The 17585-nt window shown below is 47.9% G+C and carries 16 protein-coding genes and 1 other RNA gene; 16 read left to right on the top strand and 1 reads right to left on the bottom strand.

The features are described from left to right. Positions 1-45 precede the first annotated feature (45 nt). From HNQ56_RS10575 to HNQ56_RS10500, 16 genes are all read left to right on the top strand, one after another. Positions 46-1074 (top strand): branched-chain amino acid ABC transporter permease, encoded by a 1029-nt coding sequence (locus tag HNQ56_RS10575; protein ID WP_429145481.1) that lies wholly within the window; start codon positions 46-48, stop codon positions 1072-1074. A 33-nt stretch (positions 1075-1107) separates the two neighbouring features. Next, positions 1108-1866: an ABC transporter ATP-binding protein gene (locus tag HNQ56_RS10570; RefSeq protein WP_429145478.1), complete on the top strand. Its 759-nt coding sequence runs from the start codon at positions 1108-1110 to the stop codon at positions 1864-1866. A gap of 78 nt (positions 1867-1944) precedes the next feature. After that, positions 1945-2718 (top strand): ABC transporter ATP-binding protein, encoded by a 774-nt coding sequence (locus HNQ56_RS10565; RefSeq protein WP_429145475.1) that lies wholly within the window; start codon positions 1945-1947, stop codon positions 2716-2718. Between the two features lie 95 nt (positions 2719-2813). Then, positions 2814-3434, top strand: a complete 621-nt coding sequence (locus HNQ56_RS10560) for a cytidylate kinase-like family protein (protein WP_429145473.1) — start codon at positions 2814-2816, stop codon at positions 3432-3434. 79 nt (positions 3435-3513) lie between these two features. After that, complete coding sequence (locus tag HNQ56_RS10555; protein WP_429145471.1) at positions 3514-4701, top strand: pyridoxal phosphate-dependent aminotransferase; 1188 nt, start codon at positions 3514-3516, stop codon at positions 4699-4701. Further along, a complete protein-coding gene (gene hisC / locus HNQ56_RS10550) occupies positions 4701-5792 on the top strand; it encodes a histidinol-phosphate transaminase (protein WP_429145648.1) in 1092 nt (363 codons plus the stop codon). Before HNQ56_RS10555 ends, hisC begins: the two co-directional genes overlap by 1 nt. A gap of 26 nt (positions 5793-5818) precedes the next feature. Continuing rightward, complete coding sequence (locus HNQ56_RS10545; protein ID WP_429145468.1) at positions 5819-6211, top strand: response regulator; 393 nt, start codon at positions 5819-5821, stop codon at positions 6209-6211. After that, positions 6211-6840 carry an epoxyqueuosine reductase QueH gene (locus HNQ56_RS10540; RefSeq protein WP_429145465.1) on the top strand — a complete coding sequence of 210 codons (630 nt, stop codon included), beginning with the start codon at positions 6211-6213 and terminating at the stop codon, positions 6838-6840. The genes HNQ56_RS10545 and HNQ56_RS10540 overlap by 1 nt, the downstream gene beginning before the upstream one ends. 594 nt (positions 6841-7434) lie before the next feature. Next, the gene (locus HNQ56_RS10535; RefSeq protein ID WP_429145462.1) at positions 7435-7662 is read left to right on the top strand and encodes a FeoA family protein; all 228 of its coding nucleotides are present in this window, start codon (positions 7435-7437) and stop codon (positions 7660-7662) included. Further along, complete coding sequence (feoB, locus tag HNQ56_RS10530; protein WP_429145459.1) at positions 7659-9752, top strand: ferrous iron transport protein B; 2094 nt, start codon at positions 7659-7661, stop codon at positions 9750-9752. Before HNQ56_RS10535 ends, feoB begins: the two co-directional genes overlap by 4 nt. A gap of 41 nt (positions 9753-9793) precedes the next feature. Next, the gene (locus HNQ56_RS10525; protein WP_429145456.1) at positions 9794-9937 is read left to right on the top strand and encodes a FeoB-associated Cys-rich membrane protein; all 144 of its coding nucleotides are present in this window, start codon (positions 9794-9796) and stop codon (positions 9935-9937) included. Positions 9938-10281: 344 nt separating this feature from the next. Then, positions 10282-11322, top strand: coding sequence for a deoxyguanosinetriphosphate triphosphohydrolase (locus HNQ56_RS10520; RefSeq protein WP_429145454.1), 1041 nt, complete (start codon positions 10282-10284; stop codon positions 11320-11322). Positions 11323-11403: 81 nt separating this feature from the next. Beyond that, positions 11404-13185: a DNA primase gene (dnaG, locus tag HNQ56_RS10515; protein WP_429145451.1), complete on the top strand. Its 1782-nt coding sequence runs from the start codon at positions 11404-11406 to the stop codon at positions 13183-13185. Positions 13186-13353: 168 nt separating this feature from the next. Beyond that, a complete protein-coding gene (gene rpoD / locus HNQ56_RS10510) occupies positions 13354-14448 on the top strand; it encodes an RNA polymerase sigma factor RpoD (protein ID WP_429145448.1) in 1095 nt (364 codons plus the stop codon). A 75-nt stretch (positions 14449-14523) separates the two neighbouring features. Next, complete coding sequence (locus HNQ56_RS10505; RefSeq protein WP_429145445.1) at positions 14524-15360, top strand: tRNA (adenine(22)-N(1))-methyltransferase; 837 nt, start codon at positions 14524-14526, stop codon at positions 15358-15360. Positions 15361-15452: 92 nt separating this feature from the next. Beyond that, positions 15453-17129, top strand: coding sequence for a uridine kinase family protein (locus tag HNQ56_RS10500; RefSeq protein ID WP_429145442.1), 1677 nt, complete (start codon positions 15453-15455; stop codon positions 17127-17129). Here the strand turns inward: HNQ56_RS10500 and rnpB are convergent. Continuing rightward, positions 17123-17525: RNase P RNA component class A (gene rnpB, locus HNQ56_RS10495), an RNA gene on the bottom strand. The two genes, HNQ56_RS10500 and rnpB, sit on opposite strands and share 7 nt — an antisense overlap. Positions 17526-17585: the final 60 nt, after the last annotated feature.

The following is a 17585-nucleotide window of genomic DNA, read 5'->3' as shown; positions in this document are numbered from 1 at the left end:
GACCTATGAATTTGTATGCAGGCTTTTGTGAGAATGGAGGAGAATATGAAGATTGAAAAAGCATCAGAGATCAGGAAGCCGGGCTCCGGAACCAGAGACATTATAATAAAGCTGGCGGTCATTGCAGCAGTATATCTGATCATCACCGCTCTTGTGGAATTGAACATTTTAAACCGGCAGAGCAAGGCTCTTCTGGTACCGATCGGGGTTAATATAATTCTTGCGGTATCCTTGAATTTGGTAACGGGCTTTTTGGGAGAGCTGAGTCTGGGACATGCAGGATTTATGTCCCTGGGAGCCTTTGCCGGGGCATTATTCACACTGAATGTAAATCTGCCGGGTCCCATTGAATTCCTGATCGCGATTTTACTGGGAGGTATTCTTGCCGCCCTTGCAGGCTTCTTAATCGGGATTCCGGTACTGCGTCTCAGGGGAGACTATCTTGCAATTGTTACTTTGGCTTTTGGTGAAATCATCCGTTCCGTTATCAATGCCTTGAAGCTGCCGGCAGGAAGGAATGAAGCGGGTAATCTGATTGTAAATAAAGGAACCATGGGGGTATCCGGAATTGAAACCTATGCCAACTACACCTGGGTGTATATTGCGGTAGTTCTTACGATTATTCTATGCAGGAATCTGGTTAACTCCAGGCATGGAAGGGCAATTACCTCCATAAGGGATAATATTATTGCGGCGGAATCCATCGGAATTCATACCAGCCGGTATCGGATCATGGCTTTTGCTGTGGCTGCGTTTTTTGCCGGGGCGGCGGGAGCCATCGGCGGACATAATGTATCCATTATAAAACCCAGCAGCTATGGTTATGACCGTTCCATCGATATTTTGGTCTATGTGGTTCTGGGCGGTATGGGCAGCATTAAGGGCTCCGTTATCGCGGCAACGATTTTGACGGTATTGCCGGAGTTTCTGAGGCCGATCCGGGATTACCGGATGCTGATGTACGCAGTACTGTTAATTGCAATGATGCTGTTTAACCATTCCAATCTAAAGATCAAAATGCAGGAAAGTGACAGGTTTTCCAAGCTTTCCAAGATCTTGAGATTTGGTAAATAAGAAGCCTGCGGGTATATCTTGGGAGGATGAAGTATGGCATTATTAGAAACAAAAAACCTGGGAATTTCCTTCGGCGGGCTTCGCGCCGTAGATGAGGTGAATTTAAAGATAGAAGAGGGGCAGCTCTTCGGGCTCATCGGCCCTAACGGTGCGGGAAAAACTACGGTTTTTAACCTGCTGACCGGTGTATACCAGCCGACAGACGGAGTGATTCTGCTGGATGGGATGAGTATCGCCGGGAAATCCACTTCAGACATCAGTATCGCCGGAATCGGGAGAACCTTTCAGAATATCCGGCTGTTTCGGAATATGTCTGTTCTGGACAATGTAAAAGCCGCCCTCCACAACCGGGAGAAGTATTCCTTTTTTGCAAGCTTGCTGCGGCTTCCTTCCTATCATAAAGCGGAAGAGAAGATGAATCAGACGGCCAGAGAGATTCTGGAGGTGTTTGATTTGGACCGGTCGGAGCATACCATGGCTTCCAATCTTCCCTATGGGAAACAGAGAAAGCTGGAAATCGCCAGGGCCCTGGCGACCAATCCCAGGCTGCTCTTGCTGGACGAACCGGCAGCGGGCATGAATCCCAATGAAACAGCGGAGCTGATGGATACCATCCGGTTGATCAGGGATCGATTTCATATTACGATTCTACTGATTGAGCATGATATGAAACTGGTAGCAGGAATTTGTGAGGAACTGCTGGTATTGAATTTCGGCACGGAGCTGGCGAAGGGAACTCCGGAGGTGGTGCTTCATAATCCGGCGGTGATTACGGCATATCTTGGCGAATAATACGAAAAGGGAACATCCGGATTTTGTGCCGTGCACATTGCGGTGATAAATAAAGCTTAGAAGATTAGGAGGGGCGGCATGGCCTTATTATCTGTCAGAGATTTGAATGTATACTACGGGGTTATCCATGCGATTAAGGGTATTTCTTTTCATGTAAATGAAGGAGAGGTTATTGCTTTGATTGGCGCAAACGGTGCGGGCAAGACTACTATTTTGCATACCATCACCGGTCTGGTACCTGCCAAGTCCGGCTCCATGGAGTTTGACGGAGGGGACGGCAGCCATGATGCAAAGAGCGGCAAAGCCCAAGGAGGCGGTTCCTCTTCCGGTATAGTGGAGCTGGGGAAGCTTCCGGCTCATAGGATTGTATCCATGGGAATGGCCCATGTCCCTGAGGGGCGGAGAATCTTCCAGGAGCTTACGGTATTGGAGAATCTGAAGCTTGGTGCTTATACCAGAAGGGACAAAGAAGAAATTGATGAGACTGTGGAGAAGGTGTATCGGCGTTTTCCCAGACTGAAGGAGAGGAAATCCCAGATTGCCGGTACCTTGAGCGGAGGCGAACAGCAGATGCTGGCTATGGGAAGAGCCTTGATGTCCCATCCGCGCATTATCCTGATGGACGAACCCTCCATGGGGTTATCTCCGATTCTGGTAGAAGAAATTTTTGATATTATTAAAGAGATCAGCCAAAGCGGAACCACGGTGCTGCTGGTAGAGCAGAATGCTAAAAAAGCCCTTTCCATTGCAAACCGTGCATATGTTTTGGAAACCGGAAGTATAGTGTTAGAAGGAGACGCATCGAAGCTGATGAACGATGAATCTGTGAAGAAGGCATATCTGGGTGAATAACGCACCGTTTGTCATGGCTTTCTTCCAAGTGTTGATGTGTTCTTCCGACAGGTGCAGGCGGAATGATTAACTGCAGCAAGAAAGGCAGGGGTTATATGGAAAAGTATGTAATTACAATAGCGCGCGGATACGGAAGCGGCGGCCGTACCATCGGCAAGATGCTTTCGGAGGAGCTGGGGATACCCTACTATGACAGGGATCTGCTCCGGCTGGCTTCCGATGACAGCGGGATTAATGAGCAGCTTTTTGCAAAGGCGGATGAAAAGCTGAAGAAGAGCCTGCTCTTTAAGATAGCCAGCAATATTTATAAAGGCGAGTTAATTCCTCCGGACAGCGATGATTTTGTATCCAATGATAATTTATTTAATTATCAGGCCAAAATCATCAAGGAACTGGCTAATACAGAGAGCTGTATTATTATAGGAAGATGTGCCGATTTCATCCTGAAGGATTATCCGAATCTGGTTCGTCTGTTTGTTCATGCCCCCTTGCAGGATTGTATCAGCACCATGATGGAACTCACCGGGAAATCGGAGAAGGAGGCGGAGAAGCAGATTCTTGCCATTGATAAGCACCGGGCGGAGTATTACAAATATTACACCGGAAGAGAGTGGGAGAATGCCAGGCATTATGACCTTTGCTTAAACAGCAGCAAGCTTGGTTTTGATAAATGTGTGGAGATTGTAAAATCATATCTGGATATCCGGTTTCGGTAAGCTTTTTTGATAATAAACCTAAGGAGACGGCTTGCCGTTGGTCAGTGTTTGTGTGGCTGCGGCGGAAAAGAGGGATACGATGATTTCAGAAAAAATGATTGGATTAGTAAAGAACAGCTCTGTCATCAGAGCGATGTTTGAAGAAGGGAAGAGGCTGGCTGCAATCCACGGTGCGGAAAATGTATTTGATTTCAGCCTGGGCAATCCCAGTGTAGAACCGCCGGCAGAGATTAAGGAAGCCCTTCTTCAGGTGCTTCAGGAGGATTCACCGAATTTACTTCACGGATATATGAACAATTCCGGTTTTGAAGATGTCAGAGAGAGAATTGCAGGCTCCATTAACGGCAGATACGATACGAATTTTAGTTATGAAAATATTGTGATGACCGTAGGAGCTGCGGGAGGATTGAATGTAATCCTTAAGACATTATTGAATCCCGGAGATGAAGTCATGGTATTTGCGCCTTTCTTCGGGGAATACCGCAATTATGTCAGCAATTTTGACGGAGAGCTGGTGGTGGTCGCTCCCAACACGATTGATTTCCAGCCGAATCTGACGGAATTTGAGCAAAAGCTTTCCGAAAGAACCAAGGCAGTTATTGTCAATACCCCCAATAATCCCACCGGAGTGGTATATTCCGAGGAGACAATACGGGAGCTGGCAGAGATTCTGTATCGTAAGCAGAAAGAATATAATACCTCCATTTACCTGATCTCAGACGAGCCTTACCGGGAGCTGGTTTATGACGGAGCGGAGGTGCCATATATTACCCAATACTATAAGAATACCATTGTAGGCTATTCCTACAGCAAATCCCTTTCCCTTCCCGGAGAGAGAATCGGATATCTTGTAATTCCTTCGGAGGTGGATGATTTTGCAGAGGTAGCGGCAGCGGTCAATGTGGCGAACCGGATACTGGGCTATGTGAATGCCCCGTCCCTGATTCAGCGGGCGGTGGCAAGGTGCCTGGAGGCTAAAGTGGATGTGGAAATCTATAACCGCAACCGGGAATTGCTGTATAACAATCTGGTTTCCTTCGGCTATGAATGCGTAAAGCCTCAGGGAGCCTTCTACCTCTTTGTAAAAGCTCTGGAGGAGGATGATAAGGCATTCTCCGCCGCGGCCAAGAAGCATAATCTTCTGGTTGTGCCGGGAGCTTCCTTCGGATGTCCGGGCTATTGCAGAATTGCCTACTGTGTGGATTATAGTATGATTGAGCGGTCCCTGCCCAGATTCCGTCAGCTTGCGAAGGAGTATGGAAGATGATGAGACCTTGGGAGAAAAATATTCGTTCTGTAGTTCCCTATATTCCGGGGGAACAGCCGGACGGCAGGGATATGGTGAAGCTGAACACCAACGAGAATCCGTATCCTCCGGCTCCCGGAGTAAAGGCTGTTCTGGAAAAGCTGGACGCGGATCTTTTGCGACGGTATCCCGATGTGAAGGGGGAGCCCCTGGTTTCGGAACTGGCCCGTTACTATCAATTGAAGCCGGAGCAGGTTTTTGTGGGAGTGGGATCGGATGATGTACTTGCCACAGCATTTTTGACCTTTTTTAACTCCGGGAAGCCCGTATTATTCCCCGATATCACCTATTCCTTTTATCCGGTCTGGTGCGATCTGTATCGTATCCCGTACGAGAGGCCGAAGCTGGATGAGAACTTCCGAATCAGAAGAGAGGATTATTATAAGGACAACGGGGGAATTGTCATTGCCAATCCGAATGCCCCTACCTCCATTTACGAGGATTTATCTCTGATAGAGGATATCCTGAAGCACAATCAGGATGTGATCGTGATTGTGGATGAAGCATATATTGATTTTTCCGGCGCATCAGCGGTGGAGCTGATCGGGCGGTATGATAATCTTGTGGTGGTTCAGACCTTCTCTAAGTCCCGTTCCATGGCAGGGATGAGAATTGGCTATGCCATGGGGAATCCGGCGCTGATTAAAGCATTGAACGATGTGAAATATTCTATCAATTCTTATACCATGAATCTGACCTCCATCCAGGCAGGAGTGGAGGCGGTGAAGGATGCGGTGTATTATAAAAACAGGATATCCGGGATTTTGCAGACCAGGGCAAGATCGGAGCAGAGACTTCGGGAGCTGGGCTTTCATTTTCCGGAATCCGGGGCGAACTTTATCCTTGCCTCCCACAAGAGACTTCCGGCAAAGGAAATTTTCGAGGCATTGAGAAGGAATCATATCTATGTCCGTTATTTTAACGCCCCCAGAATTGACAATTATCTGAGGATTACGATCGGCACGGATGAGGAAATGGAGCGTTTGTTTTCTTTTTTAGAGGATTATTTAAAGGAAAACGGAGAATCTTATCAGGAGCAGCGTAACACTTAACTATTTTAACCGGGAGGAAGAAGGGAATGAGAGTGTTATTAGCAGAAGATGATTTTGTAAGCAGAAAATTTATGATGAGATTTTTACAAAAATATGGAGAATGTGATATTACGGTAGACGGCCAGGAGGCGGTGGAGGCCTTTACCATGGCCTTGGAGGCCGGGGAAGGCTATGACCTGGTCTGCCTTGACATTATGATGCCGGGCATGGATGGATATGCGGCCCTGAAGAAAATCCGGGAAATCGAGAAGGAGCATCAAATTCCATTTGAAAAGACGGCCAAGATCATTATGACGACCGCCTTGAACGAGGGCAGAAACGTGACCAAAGCATTTGAACTGGGCTGTACGGCATATGCAGGAAAGCCCATTGACCAGGATAAATTTGAGAATATATTAAGGAAGCTGGAGCTGATCTAGTGCATCAAACTACGAATTATCAGAAGGAATTGGATAAATTGATTGAAAGATTTGGGAAGGAGAACCGCAGACCGAAGCTGTTGATTCACAGCTGCTGCGCACCCTGCAGCAGCTATGTGCTGGAGTATCTTTCCCATTATTTTGAGATCACGGTTTTTTATTACAATCCCAATATCTATCCCCCGGAAGAATATTCCCGAAGGGAAGAGGAGCAGAAGAATTTGATCGGGACAATGCCTCTTGCCGGCAAAGTTCATTTTCGGGCCGGGACATATGAGCCGCAGCGGTATTATGAAGCGGTCCGGGGTAAAGAAGGTGAGCCGGAGGGAGGGGATCGCTGCTTCGAATGCTATGAACTCCGGTTTCGGGAGGCGGCACGCATGGCGAAGGAGGAAGGCTTTGAATATTTTGTATCCACCCTGTCCATCAGCCCTCATAAGAATGCGGATAAATTAAATGAAATCGGAAACCGGCTGGCAGCAGAGTATGGGCTTCGGTATCTGCCTTCGGATTTCAAGAAACGAAATGGATACAAACGATCCATCGAGCTTTCCAGGGAATATTCCCTGTATCGTCAGGATTATTGCGGCTGTGTTTATTCCATGAGAGGAAACCGGGAGACGAAATAGACGGCGCGGCCGATAACTTATCATATGGAGGAAAGACCTGATTCCAAGGAAGGAAATCAGGTCTTTTTTTCAACCATCTGAGTGCGCAGCTTTATGCATTCATATACAACGAACGGAGCGGCGGATCTCCGATATTTTCGTTGCTATCGGGTAGTATGACCGGCTCTTGCAGCCTAAATCAACTACCTACTATATCATATTCAACGGATGGAGAAATGTGTCGATTATAAATGAAAAAAAGATTATATTGACAAAAGGGAGAGGAGCGGATCAGCCTGGGACAGGGAGGAGAGCCTGATGCTCCCTCACACACAGGATGGAAGACATATGACTGGATTTGTATGGCACAGCCGTACAAATATGTTCGTCTCTGCCATACAAATCCAATCACATCTCTTCCATACGGTGCATTACGGGAGCATCAGGCTCTCCTCCCTGTCCCAGGCTGATCCGCTCCATTCTAAGGGGACGTTATGGAGGGGAATATCCTTCGGTTGACAAAAGGGATGTATAAGATTATAATGTAGGAGCGAATGATAATTATTATCAATTACAGCAAAAGTTTTACATATCGACTGAGAGAGGAAGCGTACTATGACACTATTGGATGCTGAAATAGGATCGACCTATAAGGTCAGCTCATTGAATCTGGATATTGCGACGAGACGGAGACTGGAGGCACTGGGACTTACCCGGGGAACCAGTATCAATGTGCTGAATCGAAGCCGCAGCGGGGCTGTGATCATTATGGTCAGGGGCACCAGACTGGCCGTGGGGGAAAAAATTGCGGAGACGATACATACGAAGGAGGCATCCCGATGAAAAATGAATTACAGGTAGGCTTTGTCGGAAATCCCAACTGCGGAAAGACGACGCTGTTTAATGCATATACAGGGGCTAATTTGAAGGTGGCGAACTGGCCCGGAGTTACGGTAGAGAAGAAGGAAGGAGCCTTCCGGTATCACGATCACCGCTTCCGGCTGGTGGATCTGCCGGGAATTTACAGTCTCACCTCCTACACCATGGAGGAACGGCTTACCCGCGAATACATCCTGGATTCCAATGTGGATGTCATAATTAATATTGTGGATGCCTCCAGCCTGGAGAGGAATCTGTATCTGACCCTGCAGTTGATCGAGCTGGGAAAACCGGTGGTTCTTGCATTGAATATGATGGATATTGTGGAAGAACGGGGAATGGAGATTGATCTTCACCGCCTTCCGGAGATGCTGGGCATTCCCGTTATCCCCGTATCCGCAAGGAAGAAGACCGGTCTGGATATACTGATGCATACCGTATCCCATCACAAGGATAAGACGCTGGATTCTAACCTGGAGCATCATCATGACAGAAGGGGCGGGAAATATGCTCATAAGCTGGAAGATGGCCGGAAGCACCGTCATGAGCATCATAAGGAATACCCTGTTGTCTACAGTGACGACATTGAGGATAAGATTGACGAGGTCAGCGAGCTGCTCACGAATCAATACGGGCAGATTCCCAACCTCCGCTGGCATGCAATCAAGCTTCTGGAGATGGATGAAGCCGTTATGGCAAAGTATCCGCTGGAGCTTTCCAGAGTCATTAAGCACAGTAAACATAATGAATTATGTTATGAAGAGGAAATTATAAATCAAAAATATGATTTTATAGAAGAAATCATAGAGGAAGTACTGGTAAATAAGGATAAAAAAGCTGCATCCACCGATAAGGTTGATCGGATTTTGACCCACCGGTTTTTCGGTCTGCCGATCTTTTTGGGAATTATGGCTCTGGTATTCTTCTTCACCTTCCAGATCGGTGACTGGATCAAGGGAGGCTTTGAGGTGGGATTGGAAGTGTTTTCTGATGGGGCGGTCTTCCTCCTTGAGAAAATCAATGCAGGGCATTTTGTGACCTCCCTTATAGTGGACGGAATTATTGCCGGAGTAGGGGGCATCCTGACCTTTCTCCCGAATATATTCATCCTGTTCCTGGCTCTGGCATACCTGGAGGACAGCGGATATATGGCCAGAGTAGCCTATGTTATGGATGGAATTATGGGCAAGCTGGGTCTGTCCGGAAGGGCATTTATCCCGATGCTGCTGGGGTTTGGCTGCACGGTGCCTGCAATCATGGCGTCCCGTTCTCTTGAGAACATGCGGGACCGGAGGAAAACCATACTGGTAACTCCCTTCATGTCCTGCAGCGCCAGGCTTCCCATCTATGTGCTGTTCTCCCAGATGTTCTTTGGGAAAAATGCGATGCTGGCAGCATACTCCATGTATCTCATCGGAATTACAGTGGCGATTCTGGTAGCCTTTGCCCTGACCAACAAATCAGACCGGAGTGCAAGCAACACCCTGCTGATCGAGCTGCCGGAATACAAATCCCCCAATATGCGGACCATTTTTATTTATGTATGGGAGAAGGTAAAGGAATATCTTACGAAAGCCGGGACAACAATATTTGCAGCATCTGTTGTAATCTGGTTTATCCTGAACTTCGGTCCGTCGGGAATGGTAAGCGATATGTCGGAAAGCTTCGGAGCCATCGCCGGAAGAGCGGTTGCCCCGGTGTTAAAGCCGGCAGGCTTGGGAATGTGGCAGATTGTAGTGGCCCTGATCTCCGGCATTGCGGCCAAGGAAGTGGTGGTATCCAGCTTCAGTGTATTGTTTCAAATAGGAAATATCACCTCTCCTCAGGGAATGCAGAGTCTGACGGAGATTCTTGCGGGCAGCGGCTTTGGCGCACTGAATGCATACGCTCTGATGGTATTCAGCCTTTTGTATATTCCCTGCGCAGCCACCATCGGCGTAATCCAGAGAGAGATGCGTTCGGCAAAGTGGACGGTATTCACCATCCTGTTCCAGCTTGGGATTGCCATGCTGGTATCTACCCTGATTTACCAGATTGGAAGCCTGTTTCTATAGCGGTTGTCAGTGTGTTTATTTTAAGGAAAGGAGTATTGCTTATGCCTGGAATCATTCTTATTGTATTAATTCTCGGCTATACCGGATTTGTAATTTATAGAAAGACAAGGAATATTAAGGAGGGGAAGTCCTGTTGTGACGGCTGTTCCTCCTGTGGCTCAAAGGATAAATGCGGCAAATCCTGAAGACTGGCACGATTCAATCATTCTTTGGCGGGCCGCGGTAAGAAAGCTTTGCTGCGAATGAGAATAATTTATGTAAGGCCCGGGTTATGGAAAATGGGATTTCCTGTAACCTGGGCTTTCCTTAATCTGATTTAATATAAAACAAGCGAATTCTTGCGCCCGTCCTTGCATCAAATTTTATCTAAAAATAAAAAAGGAAATAGAAGTACTATGTAGAATATTAGTAGTATAGGCTATAAGGACAACCACATTTACATGGTATCCTGAGATTGTAGGAACACGCATTATATTACTGTAACATGGGACCTTATTTTGTAATATGGATGCAGAAGGGAGGAATTGATATGGAACAGAGCACAGATTATCGGCAGTGCAGCAATATCCGGCAGAGGCTGGAGCTGAGAGAGCATGAGATACTGAGTCCCTATGCAGCATTTTCCGACCAATCCAGAGGCAGGGAAGCGGAGGAGAAACCCTGTGATATCCGTCCGGTCTATCAGAGGGACAGGGATCGCATCCTGCACTGTAAGGCTTTTCGAAGACTGAAGCATAAGACTCAGGTCTTTCTGGCTCCGGAGGGGGATCATTACAGAACCAGATTAACCCATACCCTTGAGGTGTCCCAGATAGCGCGTACCATAGCAAAAGCCTTACTGCTGAATGAGGACCTGACGGAGGCCATCGCCCTGAGCCATGATCTGGGGCATACTCCCTTTGGTCATGCCGGAGAGAGAGCCTTAAACCGAATTTGTCCCACGGGCTTCGAGCATCATCTGCAAAGTATTCGGGTGGTCGAGGTGCTGGAGAATCACGGAAGGGGGCTGAATCTGACGGCTGAGGTAAGGGACGGCATCCGCAATCATCAGACGGAGGGAAAGCCGGCTACCCTGGAAGGAAAGATTGTTCGGTTATGTGACAAGATAGCATATATTAACCATGATATAGATGATGCAATCCGGGGACGGATTATCCGGGAAGAAGAGCTTCCGGGAGAATATACGGATATCCTGGGACATAATCTGGGAAAACGCCTGGATACCCTGGTGCATGATATTATAACCAACAGTGAGAATAAGAATGATATTATCATGTCTCCTGACATAGAGGCAGCCATGCGCTGTCTGCGGGAATTCATGTTTAAGAATGTATATATGAATCAACGGGCCAAGAGCCAGGAAGAACAGGCGGAGCGTCTGCTGGAGACCTTATTTGTGTATTATATGGAGCATCTGGAGAAGCTCCCGGAGGAATTCATACAGAGAATGAAGAACCTGGACGAGCCGCCCTATCGTGTGGTATGTGACTACATTGCCGGTATGACGGACCGTTATGCGGTGGCGAAATTCAAAGAATTGATGATCCCGTCTGCATGGAGCGTATATTAAATATCATATGGGAATATTAAGTATGCTTGATACTGCATTGGCGGGACAGAAGATAGAATGGACAGAAAGAGGAGGAGCACGATGTTTTATCCGGACGAGCTGGTGGAAGAAGTCAGAAGCAGAAATGATATCGTAAGTGTGATCGGCTCCTACATAAGGTTGCAGAAAAAAGGCAGTAATCACATGGGATTATGCCCGTTCCATAATGAGAAGACCCCTTCCTTTTCCGTGAGCGGTTCCAAGCAGATGTACCATTGCTTCGGCTGCGGAGTCGGCGGCAATGTCTTTACCTTTATTATGGAATATGAAAATTATACCTTTCTGGAGGCCCTTCGTCATCTGGCGGAGAGAGCGGGGATTGCGCTCCCGGAACAGGAGATGACGGAGGAGCAGAAGAGACAGTCCGACCTCAGGGGGAGATTATTGGAAGTAAATAAACTGGCGGCCATGTATTTTTATTATCAGTTTAAAAACCCGGAGGGGCAGGCAGCTTATGACTATCTGGTGAAGCGGGGACTGGAGGAGAATATCATCCGGCATTTTGGACTGGGTTATTCCAACCGGTACAGTGATGACCTGTACCGTTATCTGAAAAAGCAGGGTTATGAGGATGATTTCCTATCCCAGACAGGTTTGGTAACCATCGATGAGCGCCTGGGCGGAAGGGACAAGTTCCGGGACAGGGTAATGTTTCCCATTATGGATGCCAACCACAGGGTAATCGGCTTTGGCGGCAGAATTATGGGCAATGCCGGGCCGGAGGTACCCAAGTATCTCAATACGCCGGAAACAAGAATATTTGAAAAGAGCCGGAATTTATACGGGCTGAACTTTGCAAAGGCCTCCCGGAAATCCTATTTTCTCATTTGTGAAGGCTACATGGATGTAATTGCCCTGCATCAGGCGGGCTTTACCAATGCGGTAGCCGCGCTGGGAACGGCATTCACCAGCTTCCATGCCAGTCTGCTGAAGCGCTACACAAGCGAGGTGCTCCTGACCTTTGACAGTGACAAGGCGGGAACCCAGGCGGCGCTCCGTGCCATTCCGATTCTGAAAGAAGCCGGTCTCAGTATTAAGATCGTTGACATGCGGCCTTATAAGGATCCGGACGAATTCATTCAGAATCTGGGTGCAGGGGAATATCAAAAACGGATTGAGGAAGCAAAAAACAGTTTCTTTTTTGAGATTGACGTTCTGCAGAAGGAATATGATATGTCCGACCCGGAACAGAAGACGAAGTTCTTCCATGAAACCTCCAGACGGTTAACGGTCTTCCGGGAGGAGCTGGAACGTAATTTTTATATTGAAGCGGTGGCAAAAGCGTACCAGATCGACGTGGAACAGCTTCGCAGGCTGGTGAACCGGATCGGCTCCCAGCTGGTCACCGGTATCAATGAGCCGAAGGAGAGCAAGGGAGAGGGCCGCCGGGGAAAGCCCCAGGAGGACGGAATATCCAGATCCCAGAAGCTTATGCTGACCTGGCTCATTGAGGATAACACGCTCTTTGATAAGATAAAAGATGTTCTTTCCCCTGAGGATTTTACAGAAGGAATTTATAAAGAGGTGGCGGCGCTTGTCTTTGGCCAGTTTGGGAAGGAAGGGGCGGTCAATCCGGCGAAGATCATCAGCTTTTTCGAGAGCAGGGAAGAGCAGTCCGAGGTGGCGGCTCTGTTTTCCGCAGGTATCCGCGGTGAGATGGATGAAAACGGATGGCAGAAGGCAGTGGCGGATACCGTAATGCGGCTGAAGGAGAACAGCCTGGACCGGCAGAGCCAGAAGGCAATTGAAGTGAATGATACGGAATTGCTGATGAAGATCATTCGTGAGAAGGCAGAACTGAAGAAGCGGAGTATTCATTGGTAAAGCAAGTGCCTTTCAAAGGGAGGAAGGCTGTCGGCTTTGATGGAATGAGCCTGGCGGGCAGTCCGGTATGGCCGGTCAGATTTGTGCCGGGCGGGGACATGCAGGAATTGCATATTTCATCAAATGATGGTTAAAATATAAAAAGAGCGGAAGAAGGAAGGATTATCTATGGACGAAAATATTGTAAAGTTTACGGAGAGGCTGAAGGAACTGTTGGTTTTTGCCGAGAAGAAGAAGAATGTCCTGGAGTACCAGGAGGTCAACGATTTCTTTGCGGATATGGAACTGGATCCTCAAAAGGTTGAGAAAATATATGATTTTCTGGACAAGCACAACGTCGATGTCCTCCGGATATCCGAAGATGAGGAAGAAGAGGACATTATCCTGGAAGAGGAAGAGCTGGAGCCTCTGGATCTGTCCATCCCGGAGGGTATCAGCATAGAAGATCCGGTAAGGATGTACTTGAAGGAGATCGGCAAGGTACCGCTGCTAAATGCGGATGAAGAGATAGAGCTGGCCAGGAAGATGGAGGATGGTGACGACTATTCGAAAAAGCGTCTCGCCGAGGCGAATCTCCGGCTTGTGGTCAGCATTGCAAAGCGCTATGTCGGCAGGGGAATGTTGTTCCTGGATCTGATACAGGAAGGGAATCTGGGACTGATCAAGGCCGTAGAGAAGTTTGATTATCGCAAGGGTTACAAGTTCAGTACTTATGCTACCTGGTGGATCAGACAAGCTATCACAAGAGCAATCGCAGACCAGGCAAGGACAATTCGAATTCCGGTTCATATGGTGGAGACAATCAATAAATTAACCCGTGTACAGCGCCAGCTGCTTCAGGAATTAGGCAGGGAACCGTCCCCGGAGGAGATCTCCGAGGTTATGAACATGCCGGTGGACAGAGTGCGGGAGATACAGAAAATCTCTCAGGAACCGGTATCTCTGGAGACTCCCATCGGCGAAGAGGAGGACAGCCATCTGGGAGACTTTATTCAGGATGATAATGTGCCGGTGCCGGCAGATGCGGCCGCCTTTACTCTTTTGAAGGAGCAATTGGTGGAGGTGCTGGGCACCTTGACCGAACGGGAGCAGAAGGTTCTGCGGCTTCGTTTTGGTCTGGATGACGGACGAGCCCGGACACTGGAAGAGGTGGGCAAGGAGTTCAATGTGACCAGGGAGCGAATTCGCCAGATTGAGGCAAAAGCGCTCCGAAAACTGAGACATCCCAGCAGAAGCCGTAAGTTAAAGGATTATTTAGAATAAAAAGTTACAGAACATTTGTTGGAAAAGGCTGTGGATTTTCTGCGGCGGTGCAGGCCGGGAAAATTCACAGCCTTTTTGCGCAGAAGGTTGCCGGTATTTCTTTGCGGGGATTTAAAATCGGTATGGAAATCGGCAGTAAAAAATGTTAAGATAAAATATGCCGATACGGAAAAATTCATAGAAATGGAGACAATTATGCAGCTGTCAAAGCGTTTGCATGCGGTGGCCAGTCTTGTGACACCGGGCTACAGAGTTGCCGATATAGGCTGTGATCATGCATACACCTCGATCTATCTGGCAGAGCATGGGATAGCGGAGCACATCATTGCAATGGATGTGAACCGGGGGCCCATCGAGCGTGCCGGGGAGAATATCGTAAAATACGGCTTATCAGATAAGATAGAGACCAGAAGGTCCAACGGTCTGGAGAAGCTGAGGCCAGGAGAGGCCGATATTCTTCTGATTGCAGGAATGGGAGGAGCCTTAACAAAACAGATCCTGGAGGAGGGGCCGGAATGCTTTCATCAAGCCAGGGAAGTCATATTGCAGCCCCAGTCTGAAATAAATAAAGTGAGGGAGATGCTGGCAGAGCATCGGTTTCTTATTATAAAAGAGAATATGCTGACAGAGGACGGTAAATATTATATGATGATGAAAGCGGTCCCGGAGGAGTTGTCGGATGCGCCGGAGCTTTATTTCCTTACAAAAAGGGAACATTTCTATTATGGAAGGCTTCTGCTGGAGGAAAAGCACCCGGTATTGTATTCTTATCTGAATTGGGAGAGGGAATTATGCGAGAATATTCTGCAGCTTCTGTATAAGGAAGAGACAGAGAACGCATTGATCAGAAGCAGGGAAATGGAAGAGAAGCTGGAGCTGATTCAGAGCGGATTGGAATACTTCCGGGAGTAGCTATATTTCTGTAACCATAAAAATAAAAAGAGCCGGGATGCGGGTGCTATTAAGCTTTGAACCTGCTCTTAGAAAGAAAAGAGGTAGATCGAATGAGTACTCAGATGGACGAGAAGATAAGAGTTGAGATTAACGGAAAGGAATACGAATATCCGGCCAACACTTCCCTTCTGGCAATCAGCAGGGATTTTCAGAAGGATTACAATGATCAGATCATACTGGCCTTTGTCAATCACAAGCTGCGGGAGCTTTTCAAGAGAGTAACGGCATCCTGCTCCATTCGTTTTGTAACCACCGCCGAGAGCGCGGGGCAGAAGACCTATCAAAGAGGAATGATTCTGATGATGCTCAAGGCCTTCTACGCGGAATTCGGAAATGAGAACGTGGACGAGGTATCCGTAGAATATATGGTTGGTAATGGGCTTTACTGTGATTACAAGGGGAAGGAGCCCCTGACGCAGGAACGCCTGCTTGCGGTCAAGAGAAGAATGGAGGAGCTGGTCCGCAGGGATATCCCCTTTATGAAACGCAGCATTGGAACAGATGATGCAATCGAATTATTCCGCTGCTATCGCATGCATGATAAAGAGAAGCTGTTTCGTTACCGCCGTGTTTCCAAGGCTAATATCTATAGTCTGGACGGCTTTGAGGATTATTATTACGGCTATATGCCGCCAAGCTCCGGCATGTTAAAATACTTTGATCTGCTCCAATACGATGAAGGTTTTCTGCTCCTGCTGCCGGAGAGGAAGAACCCCGCTGTTGTAACCCCGTTCATTCCCCAGCCCAAGCTCTATGAGACCTTAAAGGAATCGAACATCTGGGGCCAGATGATGGACATTCGCAATGTGGGAGCGTTAAATGACGTGATCTCCAGCGGCAGCCTGAACGAATTGATTCTGGTGCAGGAAGCGCTTCAGGAAAAGAAAATCAGTGATATTGCGGAAATGATAAAACGTGCCGAAGGAAAGAAATTCATTATGATTGCCGGGCCGTCCTCCTCGGGAAAAACTACCTTTTCCCACCGTCTCAGTATTCAGCTGAAGGCACACGGCCTAAAGCCTCATCCTATCGCAGTGGATAATTATTTTGTTGACCGGGAGAAGACTCCCCTGGATGAGGATGGAAATTATAATTTTGAGTCCCTGTATGCCATTGACCTGGAGCAGTTCAACCAGGATATGACCTCCTTGCTGAAGGGCGAGACGGTACAGATACCGGAATTTAACTTCGTATCCGGACGGAGGGAATATAAAGGGAATTTTCTGAAGCTGGGGCCGGAGGATATTCTGGTGATTGAGGGAATTCACGGCTTAAATGACGCATTATCTTATTCCCTTCCGAGAGAAAGCAAATTTAAGATTTATATCAGCGCTCTGACGCAGTTAAATATTGATGAACACAATCGGATTCCTACCACGGACGGGCGGCTGCTGCGGAGAATGGTAAGGGATGCCAGAACCAGAGGGGCTTCCGCTCAGAAGACAATTTCCATGTGGCCCTCCGTAAGGCGCGGCGAGGACGAGAACATCTTCCCCTTCCAGGAGGATGCGGATGTTATGTTCAATTCGGCTCTGATATATGAATTATCGATACTGAAACAGTATGCCGAACCGATCTTATTTGGAATTGACAGAAATTGCGAGGAATATGTGGAAGCAAAACGGCTTCTGAAGTTTCTGGACTATTTCATCGGGGCTCCCAGCGAAACGGTGCCGAAGAATTCGATTTTGAAAGAATTTGTAGGAGGAAGCTGTTTTAAGGTATGAGCAGCACGATAAGCCGGGTTCTGTCTCGGATGATCATCTATCTTGACCGCATGTTACCATGCGGCTCCAGTACCGCCTGCGCATGCGCACGTATGCGCAGGCGCAGGCAGATACTACGCGACCTACCCTAAAGCACGGCGGGCAACCGTATCGCTTTATGTTCGGTCTTGCTTCGAGTGGGGTTTACATGGCCCCCTACTGTTACCAGTAAGGCGGTGGTCTCTTAAGCCACCTTTCCACCCTTACCGGAAAATACGTTGTTAACAACGTATTTTCCGGCGGTATATTTCTGTTGCACTGGCCTTGGAGTCGCCTCCACCGGACGTTATCCGGCACTCTGCCCTGCGAAGCCCGGACTTTCCTCACCTTATAAGGCGCGATCACCTGTGCTGCTCACAGGTTGTATTTTATCATGGGCGGAGGGACATGTAAAGTACTTATCTTTGGAAGGACTGC

Source organism: Anaerotaenia torta, assembly GCF_050433395.1.
Classification (GTDB): Bacteria; Bacillota; Clostridia; order Lachnospirales; family Lachnospiraceae; genus Mobilitalea; species Mobilitalea torta.
This window is presented reverse-complemented; position numbering and strand designations above follow the sequence as displayed.

Coding starts and splice junctions, on each gene's coding strand:
- HNQ56_RS10500 (WP_429145442.1), top strand. CDS start 15,453: ATGAGTACTCAGATGGACGAGAAGATAAGAGTTGAGATTAACGGAAAG.
- feoB (WP_429145459.1), top strand. CDS start 7,659: ATGAAAAATGAATTACAGGTAGGCTTTGTCGGAAATCCCAACTGCGGA.
- HNQ56_RS10565 (WP_429145475.1), top strand. CDS start 1,945: ATGGCCTTATTATCTGTCAGAGATTTGAATGTATACTACGGGGTTATC.
- HNQ56_RS10535 (WP_429145462.1), top strand. CDS start 7,435: ATGACACTATTGGATGCTGAAATAGGATCGACCTATAAGGTCAGCTCA.
- HNQ56_RS10575 (WP_429145481.1), top strand. CDS start 46: ATGAAGATTGAAAAAGCATCAGAGATCAGGAAGCCGGGCTCCGGAACC.
- HNQ56_RS10555 (WP_429145471.1), top strand. CDS start 3,514: ATGATTTCAGAAAAAATGATTGGATTAGTAAAGAACAGCTCTGTCATC.
- rpoD (WP_429145448.1), top strand. CDS start 13,354: ATGGACGAAAATATTGTAAAGTTTACGGAGAGGCTGAAGGAACTGTTG.
- HNQ56_RS10560 (WP_429145473.1), top strand. CDS start 2,814: ATGGAAAAGTATGTAATTACAATAGCGCGCGGATACGGAAGCGGCGGC.
- hisC (WP_429145648.1), top strand. CDS start 4,701: ATGAGACCTTGGGAGAAAAATATTCGTTCTGTAGTTCCCTATATTCCG.
- HNQ56_RS10545 (WP_429145468.1), top strand. CDS start 5,819: ATGAGAGTGTTATTAGCAGAAGATGATTTTGTAAGCAGAAAATTTATG.
- HNQ56_RS10570 (WP_429145478.1), top strand. CDS start 1,108: ATGGCATTATTAGAAACAAAAAACCTGGGAATTTCCTTCGGCGGGCTT.
- dnaG (WP_429145451.1), top strand. CDS start 11,404: ATGTTTTATCCGGACGAGCTGGTGGAAGAAGTCAGAAGCAGAAATGAT.
- HNQ56_RS10520 (WP_429145454.1), top strand. CDS start 10,282: ATGGAACAGAGCACAGATTATCGGCAGTGCAGCAATATCCGGCAGAGG.
- HNQ56_RS10525 (WP_429145456.1), top strand. CDS start 9,794: ATGCCTGGAATCATTCTTATTGTATTAATTCTCGGCTATACCGGATTT.